Origin of the sequence: Streptomyces sp. 6N223 (genome assembly GCF_052246635.1) — a bacterium.
Taxonomy (GTDB): Bacteria; Actinomycetota; Actinomycetes; order Streptomycetales; family Streptomycetaceae; genus Streptomyces.
The window spans coordinates 40111-60421 of record NZ_JBQQCA010000029.1; the positions used below are offsets into that span (position 1 = coordinate 40111).

General features: G+C 70.4%; 16 protein-coding genes. 6 read left to right on the forward strand and 10 right to left on the reverse strand.

All coding sequences use genetic code 11. The annotated features are described in order from the left end of the window. Window positions 1-96 precede the first annotated feature (96 nt). Both ACTWQH_RS18910 and ACTWQH_RS18915 read right to left on the reverse strand, forming a co-directional pair. A complete protein-coding gene (locus ACTWQH_RS18910; RefSeq protein ID WP_443287794.1) occupies window positions 97-1113 on the reverse strand; it encodes a hydroxyacid dehydrogenase in 1017 nt (338 codons plus the stop codon). A gap of 119 nt (window positions 1114-1232) precedes the next feature. Next, entirely contained in the window at window positions 1233-2327 is a 1095-nt protein-coding gene (locus tag ACTWQH_RS18915) for a LacI family DNA-binding transcriptional regulator (RefSeq protein ID WP_443287795.1), read from the reverse strand. A gap of 466 nt (window positions 2328-2793) precedes the next feature. Here ACTWQH_RS18915 and ACTWQH_RS18920 point away from each other — a divergent pair, with 466 nt between their 5' ends. The 5 genes from ACTWQH_RS18920 (at window position 2794) to ACTWQH_RS18940 (ending at window position 11852) form a co-directional block, all read left to right on the forward strand. After that, window positions 2794-4122 (forward strand): ABC transporter substrate-binding protein, encoded by a 1329-nt coding sequence (locus ACTWQH_RS18920; protein ID WP_443287796.1) that lies wholly within the window; start codon window positions 2794-2796, stop codon window positions 4120-4122. A gap of 10 nt (window positions 4123-4132) precedes the next feature. Beyond that, window positions 4133-5071, forward strand: a complete 939-nt coding sequence (locus tag ACTWQH_RS18925; protein WP_443287797.1) for a carbohydrate ABC transporter permease — start codon at window positions 4133-4135, stop codon at window positions 5069-5071. Next, a complete protein-coding gene (locus ACTWQH_RS18930) occupies window positions 5068-6027 on the forward strand; it encodes a carbohydrate ABC transporter permease (RefSeq protein WP_443287798.1) in 960 nt (319 codons plus the stop codon). The genes ACTWQH_RS18925 and ACTWQH_RS18930 overlap by 4 nt, the downstream gene beginning before the upstream one ends. 193 nt (window positions 6028-6220) lie before the next feature. Then, window positions 6221-9655, forward strand: coding sequence for a putative Ig domain-containing protein (locus ACTWQH_RS18935; RefSeq protein WP_443287799.1), 3435 nt, complete (start codon window positions 6221-6223; stop codon window positions 9653-9655). A gap of 139 nt (window positions 9656-9794) precedes the next feature. After that, window positions 9795-11852, forward strand: a complete 2058-nt coding sequence (locus ACTWQH_RS18940) for a family 43 glycosylhydrolase (protein ID WP_443287800.1) — start codon at window positions 9795-9797, stop codon at window positions 11850-11852. A gap of 46 nt (window positions 11853-11898) precedes the next feature. Here ACTWQH_RS18940 and ACTWQH_RS18945 read toward each other — a convergent pair whose 3' ends face one another. The 6 genes from ACTWQH_RS18945 to ACTWQH_RS18970 form a co-directional block, all read right to left on the reverse strand. Next, window positions 11899-12417 (reverse strand): AAA family ATPase, encoded by a 519-nt coding sequence (locus ACTWQH_RS18945; protein ID WP_443287801.1) that lies wholly within the window; start codon window positions 12415-12417, stop codon window positions 11899-11901. 705 nt (window positions 12418-13122) lie between these two features. Then, on the reverse strand, window positions 13123-13338 hold the full coding sequence (locus ACTWQH_RS18950) for a heavy-metal-associated domain-containing protein (protein ID WP_443287802.1): 216 nt from the start codon (window positions 13336-13338) through the stop codon (window positions 13123-13125). 52 nt (window positions 13339-13390) lie between these two features. Further along, window positions 13391-14821, reverse strand: coding sequence for a PepSY-associated TM helix domain-containing protein (locus tag ACTWQH_RS18955; RefSeq protein WP_443287804.1), 1431 nt, complete (start codon window positions 14819-14821; stop codon window positions 13391-13393). A 195-nt stretch (window positions 14822-15016) separates the two neighbouring features. Beyond that, window positions 15017-15619 (reverse strand): sigma-70 family RNA polymerase sigma factor, encoded by a 603-nt coding sequence (locus ACTWQH_RS18960; RefSeq protein WP_443287806.1) that lies wholly within the window; start codon window positions 15617-15619, stop codon window positions 15017-15019. Between the two features lie 196 nt (window positions 15620-15815). Then, entirely contained in the window at window positions 15816-16538 is a 723-nt protein-coding gene (locus tag ACTWQH_RS18965) for a hypothetical protein (protein WP_443287807.1), read from the reverse strand. Between the two features lie 34 nt (window positions 16539-16572). Then, on the reverse strand, window positions 16573-17622 hold the full coding sequence (locus ACTWQH_RS18970) for a GlxA family transcriptional regulator (protein ID WP_443287808.1): 1050 nt from the start codon (window positions 17620-17622) through the stop codon (window positions 16573-16575). A gap of 104 nt (window positions 17623-17726) precedes the next feature. Between ACTWQH_RS18970 and ACTWQH_RS18975 the strand changes: the two genes are divergently transcribed. Then, on the forward strand, window positions 17727-18467 hold the full coding sequence (locus tag ACTWQH_RS18975; RefSeq protein WP_443287809.1) for a DJ-1/PfpI family protein: 741 nt from the start codon (window positions 17727-17729) through the stop codon (window positions 18465-18467). Window positions 18468-19139: 672 nt separating this feature from the next. Here ACTWQH_RS18975 and ACTWQH_RS18980 read toward each other — a convergent pair. Both ACTWQH_RS18980 and ACTWQH_RS18985 read right to left on the reverse strand, forming a co-directional pair. Then, window positions 19140-19427, reverse strand: coding sequence for a hypothetical protein (locus ACTWQH_RS18980; RefSeq protein WP_443287810.1), 288 nt, complete (start codon window positions 19425-19427; stop codon window positions 19140-19142). A gap of 65 nt (window positions 19428-19492) precedes the next feature. Next, on the reverse strand, window positions 19493-20113 hold the full coding sequence (locus ACTWQH_RS18985) for a hypothetical protein (protein WP_443287811.1): 621 nt from the start codon (window positions 20111-20113) through the stop codon (window positions 19493-19495). Window positions 20114-20311 lie beyond the last annotated feature (198 nt).

Consider the following 20311-nt stretch of genomic DNA (forward strand, 5'->3'; position numbering starts at 1 on the left):
GCCGTGCCCGTGGTGGCCGCCGCCCGCTGGCCGCCGACTGCGCGCCGGTCGCCGGGTCCAGGGCCGCCTGCGCCGCGCCGCCGACGCCGGGTCCGGTCAGGCGACGCGATGGAGGTCGCCGTGGTCGACGCGGTACCGCAGGGCGTGCCCCGCCAGCAGCCGTTCCAGCTCCTCGACGGCGATCAGGCCCAGGCGGCGCAGCTCGTTGCCGTGGGAGCCGGCGATGTGCGGGGTGAGCAGCACGTTCGGCAGCTCGTACAGGGGTGAGGAGGCGGGCAGCGGCTCGGGTTCGGTGACGTCCAGGACGGCCGACAGCCGCCCGGAGACGAGCTCGACGGCGAGCGCGTCGTGGTCGATGAGGCTGCCGCGCGAGGTGTTGACCAGGACCGCGCCGTCGCGCATCGACGCCAACCCGGCGCGGTCGATCAGGTGGCGGGTCGCGGGGGTGGCGGGGGCGTGGACGCTGACGATGTCGCTGGTCGCGAGCAGCGTCGTCAGCGAGACCTGCCGCACGCCCAGCCGCGCCGCCTCGGCCCGGTCCACGTACGGGTCGTGGAGCAGCACCTCGAAGTCGAACGGCCGCAGCAACTCGATCACCCGCCGGCCGATGTTGGAGGCACCGACGAGGCCGACGCGGCGGCCGACGTTCCCGACGTGCGGGTGGATCTCGCCCTGGACGAAGCCGCGCTCGGCCCGCAGGCGCTCGCGCAGCTCGAACACGCCCTTGCCGGCCAGCAGGATCATGCCGAGTGTGTACTCCGCCACCGGCAGCGCGTTCGCGGCGGCGGCGGAGGAGACCAGCACCCCCCGCTCCCAGCCCTCCTGCGGCAGCAGGTACTTGACCGAGCCACCGGTGTGGAGCACGGCGCGCAGCTTGGGCGCGGCGTCGAGGACGTCCACGGTGAGCGTCGGGCAGCCCCAGCCGGTGATCAGCACCTCCGTGTCGGCCAGCAGCCGCCGGGCAGCGGCGGCGGCGCCCGGATGCCGCAGGTCGACGACGGTGTCCGGATCGACGTCGGCGAGGGCGGTGAGCCGCGCCATGACCTCCGGCGGGAAGAGCAGCGGGATGTGACGGGACTCCAGGGCGAACAGCGCGGAGGGTCGCTCAGGCATAGGGCGGAAGCCCCTTCCGATCATGTAGAAATCGTTCTCTACAGTATGCGCGTGCCCCGCCCGGGTCAACCGCGCCCCGGGCGGGCCCGCGCGGAGCGAGCGCGGAGCGAGCGCGGAGCTCAGGCCGTGCCGGCCGGCGGCGGGGGCGCGAGGGAGTCGCGGACCACCACGTGGGTGCCGAGCAGTACGTGGTCCTCGCCCGTGCCCCGGCCGCCGCCCCGGTGGTCGAGCGCGAGCCGGACCGCGGTGCGGCCCATCTCCTCGTACGGCACGTGCACGGTGGTCAGCTGCGGCGTGAGGTCCGTGGCCGGGGGCACGTCGTCGTACCCAACGAGCGAGACGTCCCCCGGCACCTGAAGGCCGGCCTCGGTCAGGGCCCGCAGCGCGCCGGCCGCGACGACGTCGGTGAGGGCGAAGACGCCGGTGAAGTCGCGCGCGGCGGCGAGCCGTTCCCGCATTCGCAGGTACGCGTCGCCGCGGTCGAACGCCGCCTTGACGACCAGGTCCTTCTCGTATGGCACGCCGTAGTCGGTCAGCGCCCTGCGGTAGCCGGCGAAGCGCTGGGCGCTGGTGGTGAGCGCGACATCGCCGCCGAACAGCAGGACGCGGCGGTGGCCGGCCGCCAGCAGACGGCTGGTGACGGCGTACGCGCCGCCTTCGTTGTCGTACTCCACGACCGTCACGGGCACGCCCTCGCCCAGCGGCGGGCGGCCGCACAGCACCAGCCGGGAGCCGGCCTGGTCCAGGGAGCGCGCGATCTCAGCCATCCGCCGTCGGTACGCCTCGTCGTCCACGACGCTGCCGCTGACGATGACGACCTCGGCGCCCTGCTGGCGCATGAGGTTCAGGGCCCGCAGCTCCTGGGCGGGGGCGCTGCCGCTGACGCACAGCAGGCACAGCCGGCCCCGGCGGGACGCCTCCTCCTCGATGCCGTGTGCGAACTGCGCGAACGCCTCGCCCCGCGCCTCCTTCAGGACGAACGCCACGGTCTCCGCGCCGTGCCCGCGCAGCGCGCGGGCATGGGTGTTGGCGACGTAGTCCAGCTCGCGCAGCGCCTTCTCCACCCGTCGCTTGGTGCCCAGCGCGACCGGATAGTTGCCGGCGATGACGCGGGAGACGGTCGGCACCGAGACCCCGGCCCGACGGGCGACGTCCTTCAACGTGGCGCGCCCACGGCGCGCGCTGGCCGCCCCCTCGCGGGAATCGTTTGTCACGGGCCCCAGCGTAATGGGGTGGGCGGACGGCACGTCCGGCATGGGGGAAGGAGGGACGTGCCGTCCGCTGGGGGCCCGTTTGCCGCCGTCAGGTGACGGTGGTGGTGGCGACGGCCACGGGCCGGTCGGAGGTGCGGTGGCTGCCGTCGGCGAGGGTGCCGGCCACCCGGTACCAGGCGTGTCGGTGACGGTCGTGGTCGTGGCGGTGGTGGCGGTGCCCGTGGCGATCGACTCCCAGCTCTCGGGCCGGTCGGCGAGGACGGTCAGCGGGCTGCGCCGCTCGTCCTGCCAGTCGTGGAACGAGTCGCGCGAGCGGTTGGCGAGGATAGAAAACCTTTGTCCAGACGGTTGACGCGATCCAGCCCCTTGCCTAAGTTGCTCGACCATGGCACGCGATAGATAACGATAACTAAGCCACCAGCAGCAGTGCCCCGCCTGACGGCCCATCACCATCCCGGAGTGTCCTATGCAACCCGCGAGAATCACGCTGGCGTCCGCGGCCGCCGTCACCCTGTCCCTGCTGGCGACGGCGTGCGGCGGCGGCGCCGAGGGCGACCAGGGCGACGGCCCGGTCGTCATCGAGATGTGGTCCTGGAACGAGGAACGGCTGGTGCAGCCGGTCGTCGACAAGTTCAACGCCACCCACGACGACATCCAGGTGAGGTTGGTGAAGCAGGTAGACCTCCCCGGCACCGCCGCCAACCTCCGCAACGCCGTCGCCTCCGGCGAGGACGTCCCCTGCCTGGTGCAGAACGTCGGCGAGGTGCCCGCCCTCACCTCCGAGGGCCTGCTGAGCGACGTCACCGACACGCTCCAGCCCTACCTCGACGACGGCCTCTTCAACGAGGCGGCGATGCGCGGCGGCAAGGTCGGCGACCGCTACTACGGCGTGCCCTCCGGCTTCAACCCCAGCTTCATGATGATCAACCGCGCCGTGTACGACGAGCACGGCGTCGAGGTCCCCACCACCTGGGACGAGCTCATCGCCGCGGGCGAGGAACTGCGCCCGCACGGGGTGTACGTGATGAACCTCGCCGGCGAGGACCCCTCCACCCTCGTCAACCTGGTGCAGCAGGCCGGCGGCTCCTGGTACGAGATCGAAGGCGGCGACTCCTGGCGCGTCGACTTCCTCTCCGAGGAGTCCCGCAAGGCCGCCGACATCGTGCAGCAGCTCATCGACAAGGACCTGGTCGCCCACCAGACCTACATGGACCGGCCCGCGCTGATCGAGTACTTCGACACGGGACGAATGGTCTCCCTGCCCACCCAGACCTGGCAGCTCGCCAACTACGAGATCGACTTCCAGAACACGATCGGCGACTGGCAGCCCATCGACCTGCCGCAGTTCTCGGACGCCGAGGAGTTCGTCACGCCCGCGCACGGCGGCGCCGAGCTCGTGCCCGAGGGCTGCGAGCACGTGGAGGAGGCGGTCGAGGTCGCCGTCTGGAAGGCCACGAACGAGGAGGCGATCAACGCCACGCTCGACCCGAAGACCGGCGCGTACGCCTGGCCGGGCGCCGTGCCCGACCCGTCCCCGTGGATCGACTCCGCCGTCCCCGAACGCCTCTTCGGCGAGCACCGCGACGAGGCCCGCGACGTGATCACGAAGTCGGTCGAGGCCGGCCGGGACCCGTGGGTGGTCGGGCCCAACTACACCGGCGTCTTCACCGAGCTGCAGGACCAGTGGGCCAAGGCCGTCAACGGCGAGATCACCATGGTGGAGCTGCTGGAGCGGATGCAGGACTTCACGGTGGAGGATCTGCGCTCCAAGAACATCAACGTCGTCGGAAGCTGAGGCTCAAGCCGTGGCCGTTTCCGTCGATCAGCGAAAGCCGCCCACCAGCCGGTTGCCGCGCTGGCACCGGCTGGTGGCGCTCAAGGGCGCGTCGTTCACCCTGCCGTTCTTCCTCGGATTCGTCGTCTTCACCGTCGTTCCCCTGGTGATGGCGCTGCGGGAGAGCCTCTACCGGGAGCAGAGCTCGGGCCTCGGCTTCGGCGAGAAGACGGTGGAGTTCGTCGGCTTCGACAACTTCATCGAGGGATTCGAGGACGGCCGGTTCTGGGCGTCGATGCTGCGGGTGGCGCTGTTCGCGCTGGTCTGCATTCCCGCGATCCAGATCCTCAGCGTGCTCCTGGCGCTGCTGCTCGACTCCGCCACGCAGCGCGCCGCGAACATCTTCCGGCTGCCGCTGCTCATTCCGTACATGATTCCGGGCATCGTCGCCACGCTGATCTGGGTCTACGTCTACAGCCCGGACGTCGGCCCGCTCACGCCGATGCTCGACGCCGTCGGCATCGACGCCAACTTCTACAGCGGCGAGATGATCTGGGTCTCGATCGGGAATCTCATGGCGTGGGGCGCGATCGGCTTCAACATGCTGATCATCTACGCCTCGCTGCGGTCGGTGCCGCGCGAGATCTACGACAGCGCGTACGTCGACGGCGCGTCGGAATGGCGCGTCGCGTGGTCGATCAAGATTCCGATGGTCCGCCGCACGCTGGTGCTCACCACGGTGCTGGCCATCATCGGAACGCTCCAGATCTTCAGCGACCCCGTGCTGTTCCGCTCGATGACCCCGGAGACGGTCACCCGCGACTTCACACCGATCATGGCCATCTACGACTGGGCCTTCGCGCAGGGCGAGTTCAACTACGCCGCCGCCCTGTCGATCATCCTGGCTCTGGTGGTGGGCACCGTCTCGGCCCTCTTCTACCGGCTCACGAACAAGGCGCCCACCGCATGACCACCGCCACCCACCCGAAGGCCACCCCGCCGGGGCCGACCACACCATCGACCGGACGGCGGCGGAAAACCCCCGTCCGCCGCCGCGCCGCGCGCGGGACGGCGGCGGACGGGGCCCGGACCACCCGGCGGACCCGGGCCCTGATCATCACGGGCCTGGTCCTGTTCACCCTCTACTCCCTGGCCCCCGTCTGGTGGCTGATCGTCTCCGCGACCAAGTCGCAACGGGACCTCTACACCTCCAACGGCCTGTGGTTCGCCGAGTTCAACCTCATGCAGAACCTCGAGGATCTCTTCACCTACCAGGACGGGATCTTCGTGACGTGGATGTGGAACACCCTGTTCTACGGCATCGTCGGCACGGCAGGCATGACGCTGATATCCGTCGCGTGCGGATACGGCCTGGCGATGTACAGCTTCCGGGGACGCGGTTTCCTGATGGGCTGCATCATCGGTTCCTTTCTGGTGCCCGGCGCGCTGCTCACCATTCCGTCCTTCCTGCTCTACACCGACCTGCGCATCATCGACACGCCGACCGCGATCATCGTCCCCAGCTTCTTCAACGCCTTCTCGGTCTACCTCGCCAAGGTGTACGCCGAGGGAGCCATTCCGCACGAGCTGCTGGAGGCGGCCCGCATCGACGGCGCGGGCGAGTACCGCATCTTCTTCCAGATCGGCGCCCGGCTGATGTCCACGGGTGCGGCCACCATTTTCCTGCTCGGATTCGTCGGGATGTGGAACTCCTTCTTCGGCCCCCTGGTCTTCTTGCGCAGCAGTGAGAAGTGGACCGTCATGCTCGGCCTCTACTCCTGGCTGAAGGTGAAGAGCGACCAGTCCGTCGACCTGACCGGCATGGTCGTGGTCGGCTCGATCATCTCGCTCATCCCGATGGTGGTGCTGATGGTCTCGATGCAGCGATTCTGGCGCACGGGGGTGAGTCTCGGCAGCCTGAAGTGACCGCGGACGCCCGCCGGCGGGCGTCCGCCCCCTCATCCCCGCATGCCCTCGTTCGCCTCACGAACGTCCGCGGCCTCAAAGCAGCTCGGCCTGGTGGTGGCGTTCAAGGAGTTCAAGCCCGCACCGCGGCTGCCGCATCACGTTCTCCCTACACGTACTCACATCCTTCACTTCAACGAAGAAGGTGCCTTCTGTGGATCAGACTGCTGCCGCCGCAGGCGGCCACGGCCGACGCTTCGGTGCGTTCGCCGCAGTGCTCCTGCTCGTCACCGGACTCCTCTTCGCGGCAGGCCGGTCAGCCGACGGGCAGGATCTCGGCACGTGCGACGTGACGTTCCAGTCGACCGTCAGCGATCAGGGGTTCGCCCACCCCGGCGTCGGCCTGACCGAGCCGGTCCTGGAGAACGCGCGCCGGCAGATCGCCGCGGGCGCTGAGCCGTGGACCTCCTCGTTCGAGGCCATGAAGCGGTCCTCCGCGGCCGGCGAGAACGTGAGCTCGTCCAATGCCGGGTCCGACCCGACCAAGCCTGCCTCCGACGCGTTCAACGCGAGCATGAAGGGGCGTTTCGTCTCCGACGGTCTGAAGGCCTACACGCAGGCGGTCATGTACGTGCTCACCGGGAAGGAGGTCCACCGCGCGAACGCCCTGGGCATCCTCCGCATCTGGGCGCAGATGGACCCCGCCAAGTACGAGTACACCACTGACTCGCACATATACACCGGCGTCCCGCTCTTCCGCATGGTCTCCGCCGCCGAGCTGCTGCGCTACACCAGCTGCGGCGAGGACGAGGCCTACCCGTGGACCGAGGCCGACACCCAGGCCCTCACCGAGAACCTCATCGTGCCGTCCATCGAGACGTTCATGTCCTCTCCGGACCATTTCATGAATCAGCACAACTACCCGCTGATGGGCTCCATGGCCGGGGCGATCTTCATGGACGACACCGCCCTGTACGAGGAGAAGGTCGAGTGGTTCACCGTGAACTCGACGGCCAAGGACGAGGGTTTCAACGGTTCCATCGCGCGGCTGCTCCGCTGGGTCGACACGAATGACAGGACCGGCGAGCCGATCGACGACCCGCACGTGCAGCATGTCGAGATGGGCCGCGATCAGGCGCACGGCGGCGGCGATCTCACGAACTTCGCGGTCCTGGCCCGCATGCTGCTCGCCCAGGACACCAAGGTGGACCCGGTCGACGGAACGGTCTCGACCGCCGAGGACGCGGTGGGGCCGTACGAGTTCCTGGACGACCGCATCCTGCATGCCGCCGACTACTTCTGGCAGTTCATGCTCGGCTACGACACCGAGTGGACGCCGGTTGGCTACGCGATCTCGCCGGACGGCACGATCCGCGACACCTACAACCACATCGCCGACGGCTACCGCGGCCGATACGCGACCGCGAGCTTCTGGGAGATCTATTACTACTACAAGTTCACGCTCGGCAAGGACGTCGAGGCGATGGCCCCCTACTTCGCCGAGGCCTACGCCAAACGCCCCGGCCCGCTGTACCACCGCGGCGGAACGGTGAGCAACCACTGGGACGGCGGTGACGGCGGCGGTGACGCGTGGCTGTTCGCGCCCGCCGAGGCGGCCGGGGAGTCGACCCCGCCGCTGGGCGACAACCCCAACATCTACGAGGTCGAGGACCGCTACACGCACCTGGCCGGGGACGTCGAGACCGGCGACGGCTACGTGCGCATGGCCGACGGCGCGAAGATCGCCTACCTCAGCGGCCAGGCCGGCCGCCCGCGGCTCGGCTTCCTCGTGCGCACCGAAGGCGACGCCGTGATCCACCTGCGCACCGCCAGAAACGGCCAAAGCCTGGAACGCGACTACCCCATGATCGTGCCGGACACCGGCGGCGAATGGCGCTATGTCACGGTCGACGGACCCATGGACGACATCCTGTTCATCGAGACCGAAGGTGCCACCGTCGACCTCGACCACATCAACATCAACGCCGAAGCCGAGCTCACCGGGCCGGTCTTCCCCGAGGACGCGGCCGACCGGATCGTCGGCTGGGCCGGCGCCGACGTCACCGTCGACCTCGCCGCGACCGCTGCAGAGGGCACGGCCTACACCGCGACCGGGCTCCCCGACGGCGCCGAACTCGGCCCGGATTCCGGCACCCTGACATGGACTCCGGCCGAGGCCGGCTCCTGGACGGTCACCGTCGCCGCCGACGACGGCACCAACGCCGCCGCCCGCCAGCTCACCCTGGCCGCCGCCGACGACCGCAAGGGCGCCTTGGCGCTCGCCGAGGACGGGCACGACCCCAAGGCCGTGTACGAGTCCGCGACCGAGGCCGCCTACACCGACGCCGACGACACCGCCGAGGATCTGCGCAAGCACGGTTCCGACGCCGAATACCTGGCAGCGCTGGCCGACCTCGTCGCGGCCGTCGACGGACTGCGCCTGCTCTCGCCGAGGACCGATCTGGACGGCAGCCTCGACTACCCGGGGCTCGTCGCCTCCTCCACCACCGGGGACCGTATCGAAAGCATGGTCGATGGCGACGAACAGACCGGCACCGTCTACCCCCAGGCCGTCAACTTGTCGCACACCTTCGACTTCGGCCCCGACTTCAGAGTCTCGGCCACGAAGTTCGGATTCCAGAGCAACATCTTCGCCGACCGCCTCGCCAACTCGACGGTGTTCGGCTCCAACGACGGCACCAACTGGACCCGGCTCACCCCGGGGGTCACGGAGTTCACCCAGGACTTCAACACCCTGGACGTCGCCGAGGACCTCCAGGACGACCAGTTCCGATACATCAAGGTCCAGATGCTCGAACCGCAGCCGGACGTCCTCTACGGGATCGTGCGGGGCCTGTTCGAGATGACCGAGTTCCACATCTACGGCGAACGCCACGAGATCGGCAACCTGATCGAGGCGACCTCGATCAGCTCCGACCAGGCCGTCGCGGGCAGGATCGCGATGGGCGACACCGTCGACGTCTCGGTCACCGCGGAGGAGCCGCTCGACTCACTCACCGTCGGCGTGATGGGCACATCGGCGGCGGCCACTTCGGACGACGGCGTCAACTGGAACGCTTCGGTCGCCCTCGACGACGTCGAGGCCGGCCCGGTCACCCTCACGGTCGACTACACCGGCTCCGACGGCAGGGCCGGACCGACCTTCTACGGCACCACCGACGGATCGAAGCTCTACATCGTGGACCACGCACGCTTCATCGACGTTGCCGGGCTGGCCACCGTCACCGCCTCCGACAAGCAGTGGCCGGGCGACGGACTGGGCGCCGACGAGGTCGGCTACCTGCTCTTCGACGGCGACCCCGACACATACGGCGACCTGAACACCGGACCGGGCGCGTACTACGACATCGACTTCGGCGCGGACGCGGCCATGCGGCCCGAGCTGGTTCTGATCCTGCCGCGGGCCAGCCACCCGCAGCGGGCCAACGGCACGGTCGTGCAGGGGTCGAACGACGGCCAGACCTGGACCGACCTCACCGAACCGCTCACCGGGGCCGTCGCGAACGGCTGGAGCTACCAGACGCCCTCGGGCGAGGACCACTACCGGTACCTGCGGATCTACAACGCCGCGAACTGGAACGGCAACCTCTCCGAGGTCGAGCTCTACGGCGACATCGTCGACGCGTAGGTCGACTCGAAGGTGCGCACGACCGACGAATCCGTTAGCGCTCACGGAGCGCTAACGGATTCCTGGCCCTCACCTGGGCAGTCACTCGCAAGGTCCGTTCCGCCAATGCACGTGATGGCTCCTGACCAAGGACAGAATCGTGGACATCACCAGACGACAGCTCGGCCGGGTCGCCGCGGTCGGCACCGGGTCCTTTCTGCTGCGGGGCCTGCTGCCACCAGGCACGGCGGCGGCAGCCACCCCTCCGGCTGGCACGTGGGGCGACCAGGGCGACGGCACCTACGTCAACCCCATCATCCCGGCCGACCTCAGCGACTGGGACTGCATCCGGGTCGGCGCCGACTACTACGGCATCACCAGCACGTTCGGGTACTCGCCCGGCATGGCCGTCCTGCACTCGAAGGACCTGGTCAACTGGCGGACGCTCGGCGGCGCGGTCGACGATGTCACCCGCATCGGACCAGAGCTGAACTGGGACCGGATGAACCGCTACGGCCGTGGCGTGTGGGCCGGGGCCATCCGCCACCACGCGGGGCGGTACTGGGTGTACTTCAACACGCCCGACGAAGGCTTCTTCATGACGTCGGCTCCGTCGCCGACCGGGCCGTGGGAGCCGTTGCACGCGCTGTGGCGGACCACCGGCTGGAACGACGTGTGCCCGTTCTGGGACGACGACGGCCAGGGCTACCTGGCCACCACGCACTACGCCGACGCCTACACGGTGCACCTGTTCAAGCTGTCCGAGGACGGGAAGTCGCTGGTGGGCCCGTCCACGGTCATCCACCAGTCGCGGGGCAGCGAGGCCAACAAGCTGTACAAGATCGACGGTATCTACTACCACCTCTTCAGCGAGGTGAAGTCCGAGGGCCGGGTGCTCATGATGAACCGCGGCTCCAGCCTCTACGGCCCGTTCGAGACCCGGCAGCTGCTGCACGTCAACGCCTCGGTGGACCGCGAGCCCAACCAGGGCGGGCTGGTGCAGGCTCCCAACGGCGCTTGGTTCTTTGTGACCCACCACGGCCACGGCGGCTGGGAGGGGCGCGTGCTGTCCCTGCTGCCGGTGACCTGGGTGGACGGCTGGCCGATCCTGGGCTCGGTGGGCGCGGACGGCATCGGCACCATGGTGTGGACGGGCCAGGTGCCCGCCGGCGGCACACCCGGTATGCCGGTCGACGCGCTGCCCCCCGTGGTGACCGGCGACTTGTTCACCGACACCCGCCTCAGGCCGCAGTGGGAGTGGCACCACCAGCCGCGCGCGGACCGGTGGTCGTTGACCGAACGCCCCGGCTACCTGTGGTTGAAGGCGTTCGCACCGCTGGCGGCCGACAACCTGACCAAGGCCGGGAACACGCTCACCCAGCGGGTGCTGCGCACGGCGGGCGGCGCGACGGTGACGGTCCGCCTCGAACTGGCCGGCCTCGGCGACGGCCAGCACGCCGGGCTGTGCCACTACGCGGCGACCTACGCCGGGCTGGGTGTCCGGCGCTCCGGGACGACCACCACGATCGCGCACAACGTCGGCGGCGGCCTGACCTACGGTCCGGCGATCACACAGAACGCCGTGTGGCTGCGAACCTCGTGGGACGTGAACGGGGTCAGCCGCTTCTCCTACAGCCTCGACGGAAACACGTTCACCGCGTTCGGTGACACCTGCCAGCTCACCTGGGGCGGTTACCGCGGTGACCGGGTCGGCATCTACACCTACAGCCCGAACGGCACCGGCCACGTCGACGTGGACTCGGTGCAGTACACCATCGCACCCACCAGGGCCCACACGTGCGTCAGCGTGCGCAGTGGCAAGGTCGCCGACGTCTCCGGTGCGTCGAACGCGGACGGCGCCGCCGTGATCCAGTGGCCCGACACCGGCAGACCTAACCAGCGCTGGGCCTTCCAGTCCACCGGGGACGGCTACCACACCATCACCTGCGTCGGCAGCGGCAAGGTGCTCGACGTGGCGGGGTCTTCGTCGGCGGGCGGCGCGCTGGTCGTGCAGGCGACCGCCGACGGCCGGGCGAGCCAGCAGTGGCAGTTGCGCCCGCAGACCGGTGGCGTGTTCCTCGTGGTCAACCGCAACAGTGGCAAGGTGCTCGACGTCGGCGGAGGCAGTACGGCCGACGGTGTCGCGCTGATCCAGTACCGCGACACCGGCGGCTCCCACCAGCGATGGACCTTCCACCGCGTCGCGGCGCACCTGTGACACGCTTGATCTATATCTACGAGCCGATGGGACGGCCTTCACGGGGTCACCTGGCGTGATCGAGAACGTGACCCGCTGCGCGAGTTGGCGGGATGTGAGTCGTGTCGATCACTGTGGCTTCTTGCCGTAGCCGTTGGAGGGCCTGCTGGTAGGCCGCGAGGTGCCCGAGGCGCCACGGGCTGCCCGGAACGATGTCCGGCTTGGTGTCGGTCTCGATGCGATGGACGAGGGTGTCGTGGTCGGCGTGGAGCACGAAGTGGCGGACGGGGATGCCGGCCTTCGTCAGGCCGAGTCGGATCTCCCGCCAGTACGGCTCCCGAAGCACGGTCTGGGCGATCACGAGTGTCCCCCCGGCGTGGTCGAGGATCTGCCGGGCGGTCTCCACGACCAGGCCACGCCACGGCGGGAGGTTCTGGAAGTCCCCCTCCGGCGCTCCCAGGACGTGCCCCAGCATCTCGCCGACCTTCTCCGCGTCGAAGAGCCTGGCGTCGGGGACGCGGGAGACGACTTCCTGTGCCGTGGTGGTCTTGCCCACGCCGAACGTGCCATTCGGCCAGAGGAACATCGCCCAACCGTACGCGACGACTGACAACCGATGTCCGTTGTCAGTCCGGGGACGCTGGCGTGCGCCGTGGCTTGGTGCCGTTCTTGTGGTGAGCTGGTCTCGCCGCCGCCCATCCACGCCGGGTGACGCGATGTCGCGCGATGGAGTCGCTCGGCTGGCGCGGGACCTGCGGCTGCGCTGCGCCATCAGCGCCGCGTCCGTCACGGTCACCGCCACCCCCAGCGGCAACGCGCACGAAAAATCCCCACGGGCATCCCGTGGGGAAATGGCTGGTGTCCGGAGGGGGACTTGAACTGCCAACCCCGACACCAGGGCGACCGGCGCCTGACCTGCGGTTTCTTCTGATGACAACGGATCAGGAGGCTCACGTTCTCTTGCCCTCTACGTGGATCGTTGTGCCTGGTCTCATCTGCTGTTGGCCACGCGTTGGCCACGATCGCGCAGGCGGGCTTCAGGAGTCGACAAGGAGGTGCTCACTGTCGCCAGCGTGGCGTTGAGGCGGATGATTCATTCATTCGTGCTGACGGCAGAGCGCCCAGCGGCGGACTCGCCGCACCCCGGTGATCATCCCGTCCTGAGACGGGCGAAATGCAAGCGATCAGGGGTCAATCACGATGAGCGGTGAGGCTGTCTTCGCGGTGGCGTAACTGTTGTCACTTTCCGTGAGCTGTGGATGCTCGGTGCCCCGACGCAAAGGGCCCGTTCTCAGGTGGCAGTCGGGTCGGTGAGGCCGTATCCGACCTCGGCGATCGCGGTCCGTACCGAGGGGTCATTCGGGTGGGTGCCGCTGATGGTGACGGTGCTTGCCGCGAGGTCGACGGCGACCTGGGTGACGCCGGGCACCTGGGAGACCTGCTCGGTGATGCTGGCCGCGCGGTGCCCGCAGCTCATTCCGGTGACGGTGTAGCGCTTCTCGACCATGGCTCCTTGGTGTGTGTCGGTGGGTGGGGTGCGGATGCCCCTGGTGGGGTGTTCAGGTTGGGGTGTGCCTGGCGCGTCGGCGGCGGGCGATGGTCCCCAGGAGGATGTCCAGGGTGAGGAAGGCGGCGAGGGGGATGCCGAGCAGGGGGACGAAGTAGCCGAGCGTCGCGATCGCCGCGGCGCAGGGCACCAGGACGTACGGCGGGACCTGGGCCCAGGCGCCTCGCGGGATGGGGCGGCCGAAGGCGGAGCCGCGGCCGCGTTGCCACCACATGCGGTAGCCCCACAGGAGGAGGAAGATCAGCGACAGGGCGAGCGCGGCCAGCACGATCTGGTTGGCGAGGCCGAACAGGACGCCGGTGTGGGCGTCGATGCCCCAGCCGGTGAGCTTGGCCAGCAGCGGGTAGTCGGCGAAGCGCAGGATGTCGGTCACCTCGCCGGTGACGGGGTCGACGGCGATGGCGTCCTGCTGGGTCGGCCAACTGCTCTGGACCTGCTGGACGACGTACGCCGAGGAGTTGTCGGCAGGCGGGACGACCTCCACGGGGTCCGACAGGCCCTGGGCGCGGGCGGTCGCCAGGACGGCGTCCAGGCTGACAGGGGAGGCGGACCCGGGGGCCGTGCCCGTCTCGGCGGACGAGCCGTGGCCCTCGTGGCCCTCGTGCCCGCCGCCGGGGACCGAGGCGGTGACCGTCGGGGTGGTCTGGCCAAGAGCCTCGCGCAGGTCGCCGATGTTCGCCCCGGCGTAGGTGGACCAGGTCAGGCCCGTCGCGGACAGGAAGAACAGCCCGGTCGCCGCCCAGATGCCCACCGAGCCGTGCAGGGCGAGGGAGCGCCGCCGTCCGCTGCTGCCGCGCAGCTTGCGCTGGGCGCGGCGGCGGCTGAGCCACAGCACCAGCCCGCCGCCGGCGATCACCCACAGCCAGCTGGCGGCCAGTTCGCTGTAGAGGCGGCCGGTTTCGCCCAGGTGGAGGTCGCGGTGGAGCTCGTCGATCCAGGTGCGCAGGGGCAGGGCCCCGGTCGAGCCGTACTGTTCCAGGGCGCCGCGCACCTCCCCGGTGTAGGGGTTCACGAAGACGGCCAGCGTGTGGTCCTCGTCCACGCCCGCCACGCCGGAGAGCAGCACCCGGGTGGTGGCGCTGGGTTCGGGGGACGGGCGGATGGCGCTGACCGTGCCGTCGGGGTGGGCCTCGCGGGCGGCGGCGACCTGCTGGCTGATCGGGAGTTCCGTGGCGCCGGCGGGGACTCGCAGCTCGTGGTCGTAGAGGATCTTCTCGGCCTGGAACGAGCCCGCGTAGAGCAGTCCGGTCGCCGCCGCCACCAGCAGGAAGGGGGCGACGAACGCGCCCGCGTAGAAGTGCAGCCGCAGCACGAGGGGGCGCAGCGCGCGAAGCGGTGACGGGGTCGCGGGTGCGGGAGCCGGGGCCTGTTGCCCGGCTTCGGTTTCGGGGGGTGGGGTTGCTGTGGAGGGCTCGGCGGGCATGGGGATGCTCCTGCGTCGTGGGGGGACGCACGGCCGGGGAAACCGTGACACTCACCAGTCGGCCCAGCGGCTGGGAAGGTTCCTGAAACGGGAATGTGACGTGGCTCACACCCTAGGGACTTTCCGTGTCGCCGCTCGCGGGTGATGCCCCTGACCGGGTCGTGATCGCGGCCCGGTCAGGGGGCTGGCGGTCTGTCAGGCGGCGGCGTCCGCCGGCGCCCGGCGTTCGGCGTCGTGCAGCGACTGGATCAGAAAGGCGCGGGCGCGGGCCACGCGTGAGCGGACCGTGCCGACGGGGCAGGCGCTGACGCGGGCCGCCTCCGCGTAGGGCAGCCCCAGCAGCTGGGTGAGGACGAACGCCTCGCGGCGCTCGTCGGGCAGTGCGGCCAGCAGCTCGCCGAGCGCGATGCCGTCCTCGAAGCCGGGCAGGCCCCGTGGCTGGGCGCGCTCGGCGGCGCGCTGCCAGTCGTCGGTGTGCGACAGGCGGGGCCGAGCCGCGGCGTGGCGGAGGCTGTCGATGACCGCGCGACGGGCGATGGACAGCAGCCAGCTGCGGGCGGAGGAGCGGCCTTCGAAGCGGTGCAGGCTGCGCAGCGCCCGAAGAAAGGTTTCCTGAGCCAGGTCGTCGGCGGCCTGCGGGTCCACGCCGAGGTAGGTGACGTAGCGGCGGACGTCGTGGTGGAGGGCAAGGATGAAGTGCTCGACGGCCTCGGGGTCGCCGTCTCCGGCGGCGAGCGCCCAGGCCGTTATCGCCTCCTCCATCGCGTCCGCGCGCGAGGCGGGAAGGGCGGAACTCATCACGTGATGTCCTTCTCGGGGTAATCCGGTTGATCCGGGTAATCCGGCATCCGGACCCGCACGAGATCCGTGGCGGGCCCGGTGAGGGAGTGCGGCCGCACGCACACGACGGCGCACGGCCTGCTGCCCGGGGCGGGGGGTGGCCAGGTGCCGTCGGCAACCGCGGCGGTGCCGGCCTGAAGTCAAGCGGCTGCCGTCAGACGACAGCGGCCCCGGCGGGCGGCCCCCGAGAAGTGATGGCGTGGACGAGGAGCCTGCGCGGCGCACGGTCCGAAGGGGTCCGGCGGGCGCGGAGGAGCGGCCGGGCAGGGGGCGCGGGCGGCGCGAGCGACAGCCTCAGCGGTGCGACGAGCCATCCCGCCAGGACTCGTAGGAGGCGGAAGGCGGCGCGCTCGCCGTGCGCGAGCCACAGGCCGCACAGCAGCGCGGCGAGCAGGTGGGCGGCCAGCACGCCGGAGGAGGACATGCCGCCCACGGCATGTCCCATGTGCGCGATGTGGCCCGCGGGACCGGTGGTGTCCAATCCGTCTGCCCCGCCCATACCCGCCATGTCGTGCATCGGCCCCATGGAGCCGTGCGGGGAGCCGGTTCCCGGCGAGCCGGACAGCAGGTACCACGCCCACTGCCGGGCCACGGAGGCATCGCCGGGCAGCGCCGGGCGTACCAGCGCCTGTGCCAGCGAGAAGAAAGAGTGGAGCACCGCCTGGGCGACGACCGCGACGGACGTGACCGCGAGCAGTCCGCGTTCCCGGGCGGCCAGGCACCATGCCGTACCGCCGGTCGCCGCGGCCCCGGCGGCCAGGGCCCACCAGGGCACCGGCACGTCGGACATCATCGTGTGGCCCAGGTCGGTGAGCAGCACGCAGACGACCGCGAACACCGCGGCCCGTACCGTGCGAGAGCACCACCCGGCAGTCATGGCGGCCTCATCCTCGCATCCGTGGGATCCCGCGTCACGATTTTTGTCGAGTCCGCGACAATTCCCGGGTCGCCTTCTCGCCCCCCACACTGCGCACCATGGTCTTCCCCGCCAGCCGATGGGAGGCCCGGAAGGTCCTGCGGTAGGCCCCCGGAGTCGTGCCCAACTGCTCGCGGAAGCGGGCGCGCAACGAGGCCGCGGAGCCGAAGCCGCTGAGCTCCGCGACATGGTCGATCGGGAGGTCGGTGGTCTCCAGCAGCTCGCGGGCGCGTTCGGTCCTCGCCCACAGCAGCCACCGCAGCGGCGTGGTGCCGGTCTGCGCGCGGAAACGGCGGTGCAGGTGGCGCACGCTCATCCCGGCCTGGCGGGCGATGACGGCGAGGGTGAGCGGCCGGTGGAGGTTGCGGTGGAGCCACTCCAGCGTGGACGGCAGCGCATCCCGCCGGGTGCCGTCGGCGGGACCTGGGTGGCGCGGGTACTGCGCCATGTCGCCGTCGCGCCGCAGGGGGACGACCAGGCCGCGCGCCACCTCGGCGGCGACCGCCGCGCCGTGGTCGCGGCTGATGATGTGCAGGCACAGGTCGAGCCCGGCGGCGACCCCCGCCGAGGTGAGGACCTGGCCGTTGTCCACGAACAGCACCGCGGGGTCCACCCGCACCTCGGGGTAGTCGCGGGCCAGACGCGCCGCCGCCTTCCAGTGTGTGGTGGAGGTGCTGCCGTCCAGCAGCCCCGCCTCCGCCAGCAGGAACGCCCCGGTGCAGATGGAGGCCACACGGGCGCCCCGCGCCGCGGCGGCGCGCAGCAGGTCGATCACCTCATCGTTCCGCTCCCGGGTCTGGGCGTCGTGGGCGACCCCGGGCACGATCAGCGTGTCGGCGTTCAGGGCGGCCCGGAGCGGGTCGGTCGGGATCAGCTCGAAGCAGGCGAGGCCCGCGGCCGTGGCGGTGACCGGGGCGTCGCCGCACACCCGGATGTCGTAGGGGCGCGAGCCGTCGGGGAGGCGGGCCATCGCGAACGCCTGGCAGGCCGCCGCGAGATCGAAGCCGACCGCGCCACGGGGCGCGAGGACAGCCACCGTGTTCATGTCCGGATCCTGCCGAAACTGGTCACTGCCGCCGCTGTCGGCGATCCCGGCGCCCTTGCCATGCTGACGCCGCCATCCCGAGTCGACAGCGATGAGGAGACACGATGGAGCGCAGGGACTTCCTTCGCCGGACAACGGCGGCGGGCGTGGGAGCGGTGGCGGCCGGGACGCTGGCCGGGACGGCGCAGGCCGACGGGCCGAGCGGCACGGCGGGCGAGGCGCCCGCGGCGGACGACGGGCCGTTCCGGGTGCACATCGTGGTGTTCGACGGCGCAGAGGAGCTGGACTTCGTCGCGCCCTACGAGGTGTTCTCCGGCGCCAAGTGGTTCACCAGCCGCACCGTGGAGGTCCGGTACGTCACCACGGGCAGACCCCGCCTGGTGCAAGGCCACTACGGCAGCCTGACCCGGGTGGACCACCGATGGCAGCCGGAGGCGGCCGACATCATCGTCGTCCCCGGCGGCGGCTACACCCACCGCGACGGCCCCGGCATCTGGGCCGAGATGGAGGCCGGCGTGCTGCCCCGGGCGCTGGCCGAGGCCTCGCGCCCGGGGCTGACGATCGCCTCGGTGTGCACCGGAGCGATCGTCCTCTCGGCGGCCGGGCTGACCCAGGGGCGCCCGTGCACCACCCACCACGGGGCCGCCGCCTACCTGGAGGAGCAGGGCGGGATCCTGAAGAACGCCCGCGTGGTCGACGACGGGGACCTCGTCACCGCCGGCGGCATCACCTCGGGACTGGAACTCGGCCTGTGGCTGGTACGCCGCGAGCTGGGCGCCGACGCCGCACTCGGCCTGGAGGACATGCTGGAGTACCAGGCGCGCGGCACCGTGTGGGTGGCCTAGCGCCGGCCTCTTGACGCAAGCGGGGCCGCCCGGGCACGGGGGGTTCGAGCGGCTGGCTTCCTCGCTCGGGACGCCCAGGACGCCGCCACCCGCCAGACTCATCAGCACGCCCATTCCCTCAGACACTCTCCGGAGTTCGGGGCCAGCGGCAATGCCCCGTTGCCCCGGCACACCTGCCGCGATGTCGAGGTCCACCTCGCGCACCGCCTCCATGGGGCCACGGACGCCGCGAGCTGGGGCATCCGCACCTCCTCCTCTCGGCTCGTTGCCTCTCGACAGGAGTCGGAGCCGGAAGGCATCCAGTTCCCGGCGGGGCGATCGCTCAACCGTCTCGTTTACGGACTGGTCACGCCGCTGGTCACGACCGAGTCCCCACAACAGAAACCCCGGCGCAGCTGGGTCTTCTGGTGGTGTCCGAGGGGGACTTGAACTCTCCCCTCGGACACTCGTTCCTTGTGGCGCTGACGTGTGAGGATCCGCAGAGCGAGCAGGCCTCGGATGTCGTGCTCCTTGCGCCTGTTGGCTGGGCTTCTATGGTGTTTGCGACCGCTGTTGTCCACGCGTTGTGCGTGGCCACGCTCGTCCCCGTCAGGAGCGATCCGGCATACCCCGCTGTCGCAAGGCGCGGTGCAGTAGGGCAATGAATCATTCTTGGCACCAGCGTCCCCGAAGTCATTCGCTAGCGTCTTTCCGCAGGTGGCGGATGTCGATGAGGTCGAGGCCGCCCAGCGACTCGCTGCGTTGGTCAGCCAGCTGAATCGGGCGGCGCGACGCCGCATCACCAAGGGCACGCCGCGCGTTGTGCAGGTCTTCGGCCCGGAAGGGGTTGGGTGCACCACCGTCGTGGCTTACTGGGCACGGCAGGTGGCACAGCGCTATCCGGGCGGGCAGGCGTACGTTGATGTGCGGGATCTTGCCCCCGAGGGAAGCAAGGACGACCGGGCTACGGTGCTGCGTCACATCCTGCGGCAGCTGGGGCGGGGTGAGGAGGGTATCCCGGCAACCTACGAGGGGAGGCTGCGTCTCTACCGAGCCGCCATACTGATCGCATCGTGCCACGGCCCTGCGGCGAGCGCTCGGAGCAGCCACGCGGCGTCCGGGGCGAGCCGTCGGTAGGAGCGCTCGACCGAGGCTCGGACGGGCTGCCCATCGGAATCGAAACGGACAGGAGCGGGCGCGCCGCCGCCTCGCTGGAGCCATTCCGTCAGCTCGGCAACGCTTCCGCGCGCCAGGTGGGGCAGACCCTCGCAGTCCTCCGCAAGGGCAGGGAACTGAGCTCGCACGGCCGCCTGGTCGCCCAGGAGACGGTCAAGCAGCAGTTCCATGTCCTTGACGCTCAGCCGGTCGATCTGGAGCGCCGGCACGTGCAAGTCGGGGAGCCTACGCGAGGCGACGACGATGACGAACGACCCGCCAGCCGAGGTGAAGAAGGGCTCGACCTGCGCGGCGGCGCTGGCGTGATCGAGAATGATCAACGTCCGCCGCCTGCTCACCTCGCGTCCAGCGATCCGTCTGGCCAGCCCTCCGAGGGACAGCCACCACGAGCGCCCCGCCTCGGTGCCCATCGAGCCCAAAACGGCTGCCAGCGCGAGCGTTATGGGATCCACCATCACGCAACCCCCCATGATTTGCGTCTCGACACGCACACCATCATCGACGAGAACGGCCGGACGCGCTGGCTATCAACGGCCGGCGGCTGCCAGCGGATTCGGGGGCGCGAGACAGGGCCGGCCAAGGTCAGGTGACGCTAATTACCGCCCCCTTCAGGCCGACGTTGGCGGCGGCGTCCGCTAACGCGGCGGCACCGCCGGGCTCATCATCGCCGCGCACGGGCTGGCCATCGC

What these genes read in the sequence shown, in the direction of transcription:
- ACTWQH_RS18960 (WP_443287806.1), bottom strand. Translation starts at nt 15,619, where the DNA reads ATGAGTTCCGCCCTTCCCGCCTCGCGCGCGGACGCGATGGAGGAGGCG.
- ACTWQH_RS18965 (WP_443287807.1), bottom strand. Translation starts at nt 16,538, where the DNA reads ATGACTGCCGGGTGGTGCTCTCGCACGGTACGGGCCGCGGTGTTCGCG.
- ACTWQH_RS18920 (WP_443287796.1), top strand. Translation starts at nt 2,794, where the DNA reads ATGCAACCCGCGAGAATCACGCTGGCGTCCGCGGCCGCCGTCACCCTG.
- ACTWQH_RS18930 (WP_443287798.1), top strand. Translation starts at nt 5,068, where the DNA reads ATGACCACCGCCACCCACCCGAAGGCCACCCCGCCGGGGCCGACCACA.
- ACTWQH_RS18910 (WP_443287794.1), bottom strand. Translation starts at nt 1,113, where the DNA reads ATGCCTGAGCGACCCTCCGCGCTGTTCGCCCTGGAGTCCCGTCACATC.
- ACTWQH_RS18955 (WP_443287804.1), bottom strand. Translation starts at nt 14,821, where the DNA reads ATGCCCGCCGAGCCCTCCACAGCAACCCCACCCCCCGAAACCGAAGCC.
- ACTWQH_RS18975 (WP_443287809.1), top strand. Translation starts at nt 17,727, where the DNA reads ATGGAGCGCAGGGACTTCCTTCGCCGGACAACGGCGGCGGGCGTGGGA.
- ACTWQH_RS18945 (WP_443287801.1), bottom strand. Translation starts at nt 12,417, where the DNA reads ATGTTCCTCTGGCCGAATGGCACGTTCGGCGTGGGCAAGACCACCACG.
- ACTWQH_RS18950 (WP_443287802.1), bottom strand. Translation starts at nt 13,338, where the DNA reads ATGGTCGAGAAGCGCTACACCGTCACCGGAATGAGCTGCGGGCACCGC.
- ACTWQH_RS18970 (WP_443287808.1), bottom strand. Translation starts at nt 17,622, where the DNA reads ATGAACACGGTGGCTGTCCTCGCGCCCCGTGGCGCGGTCGGCTTCGAT.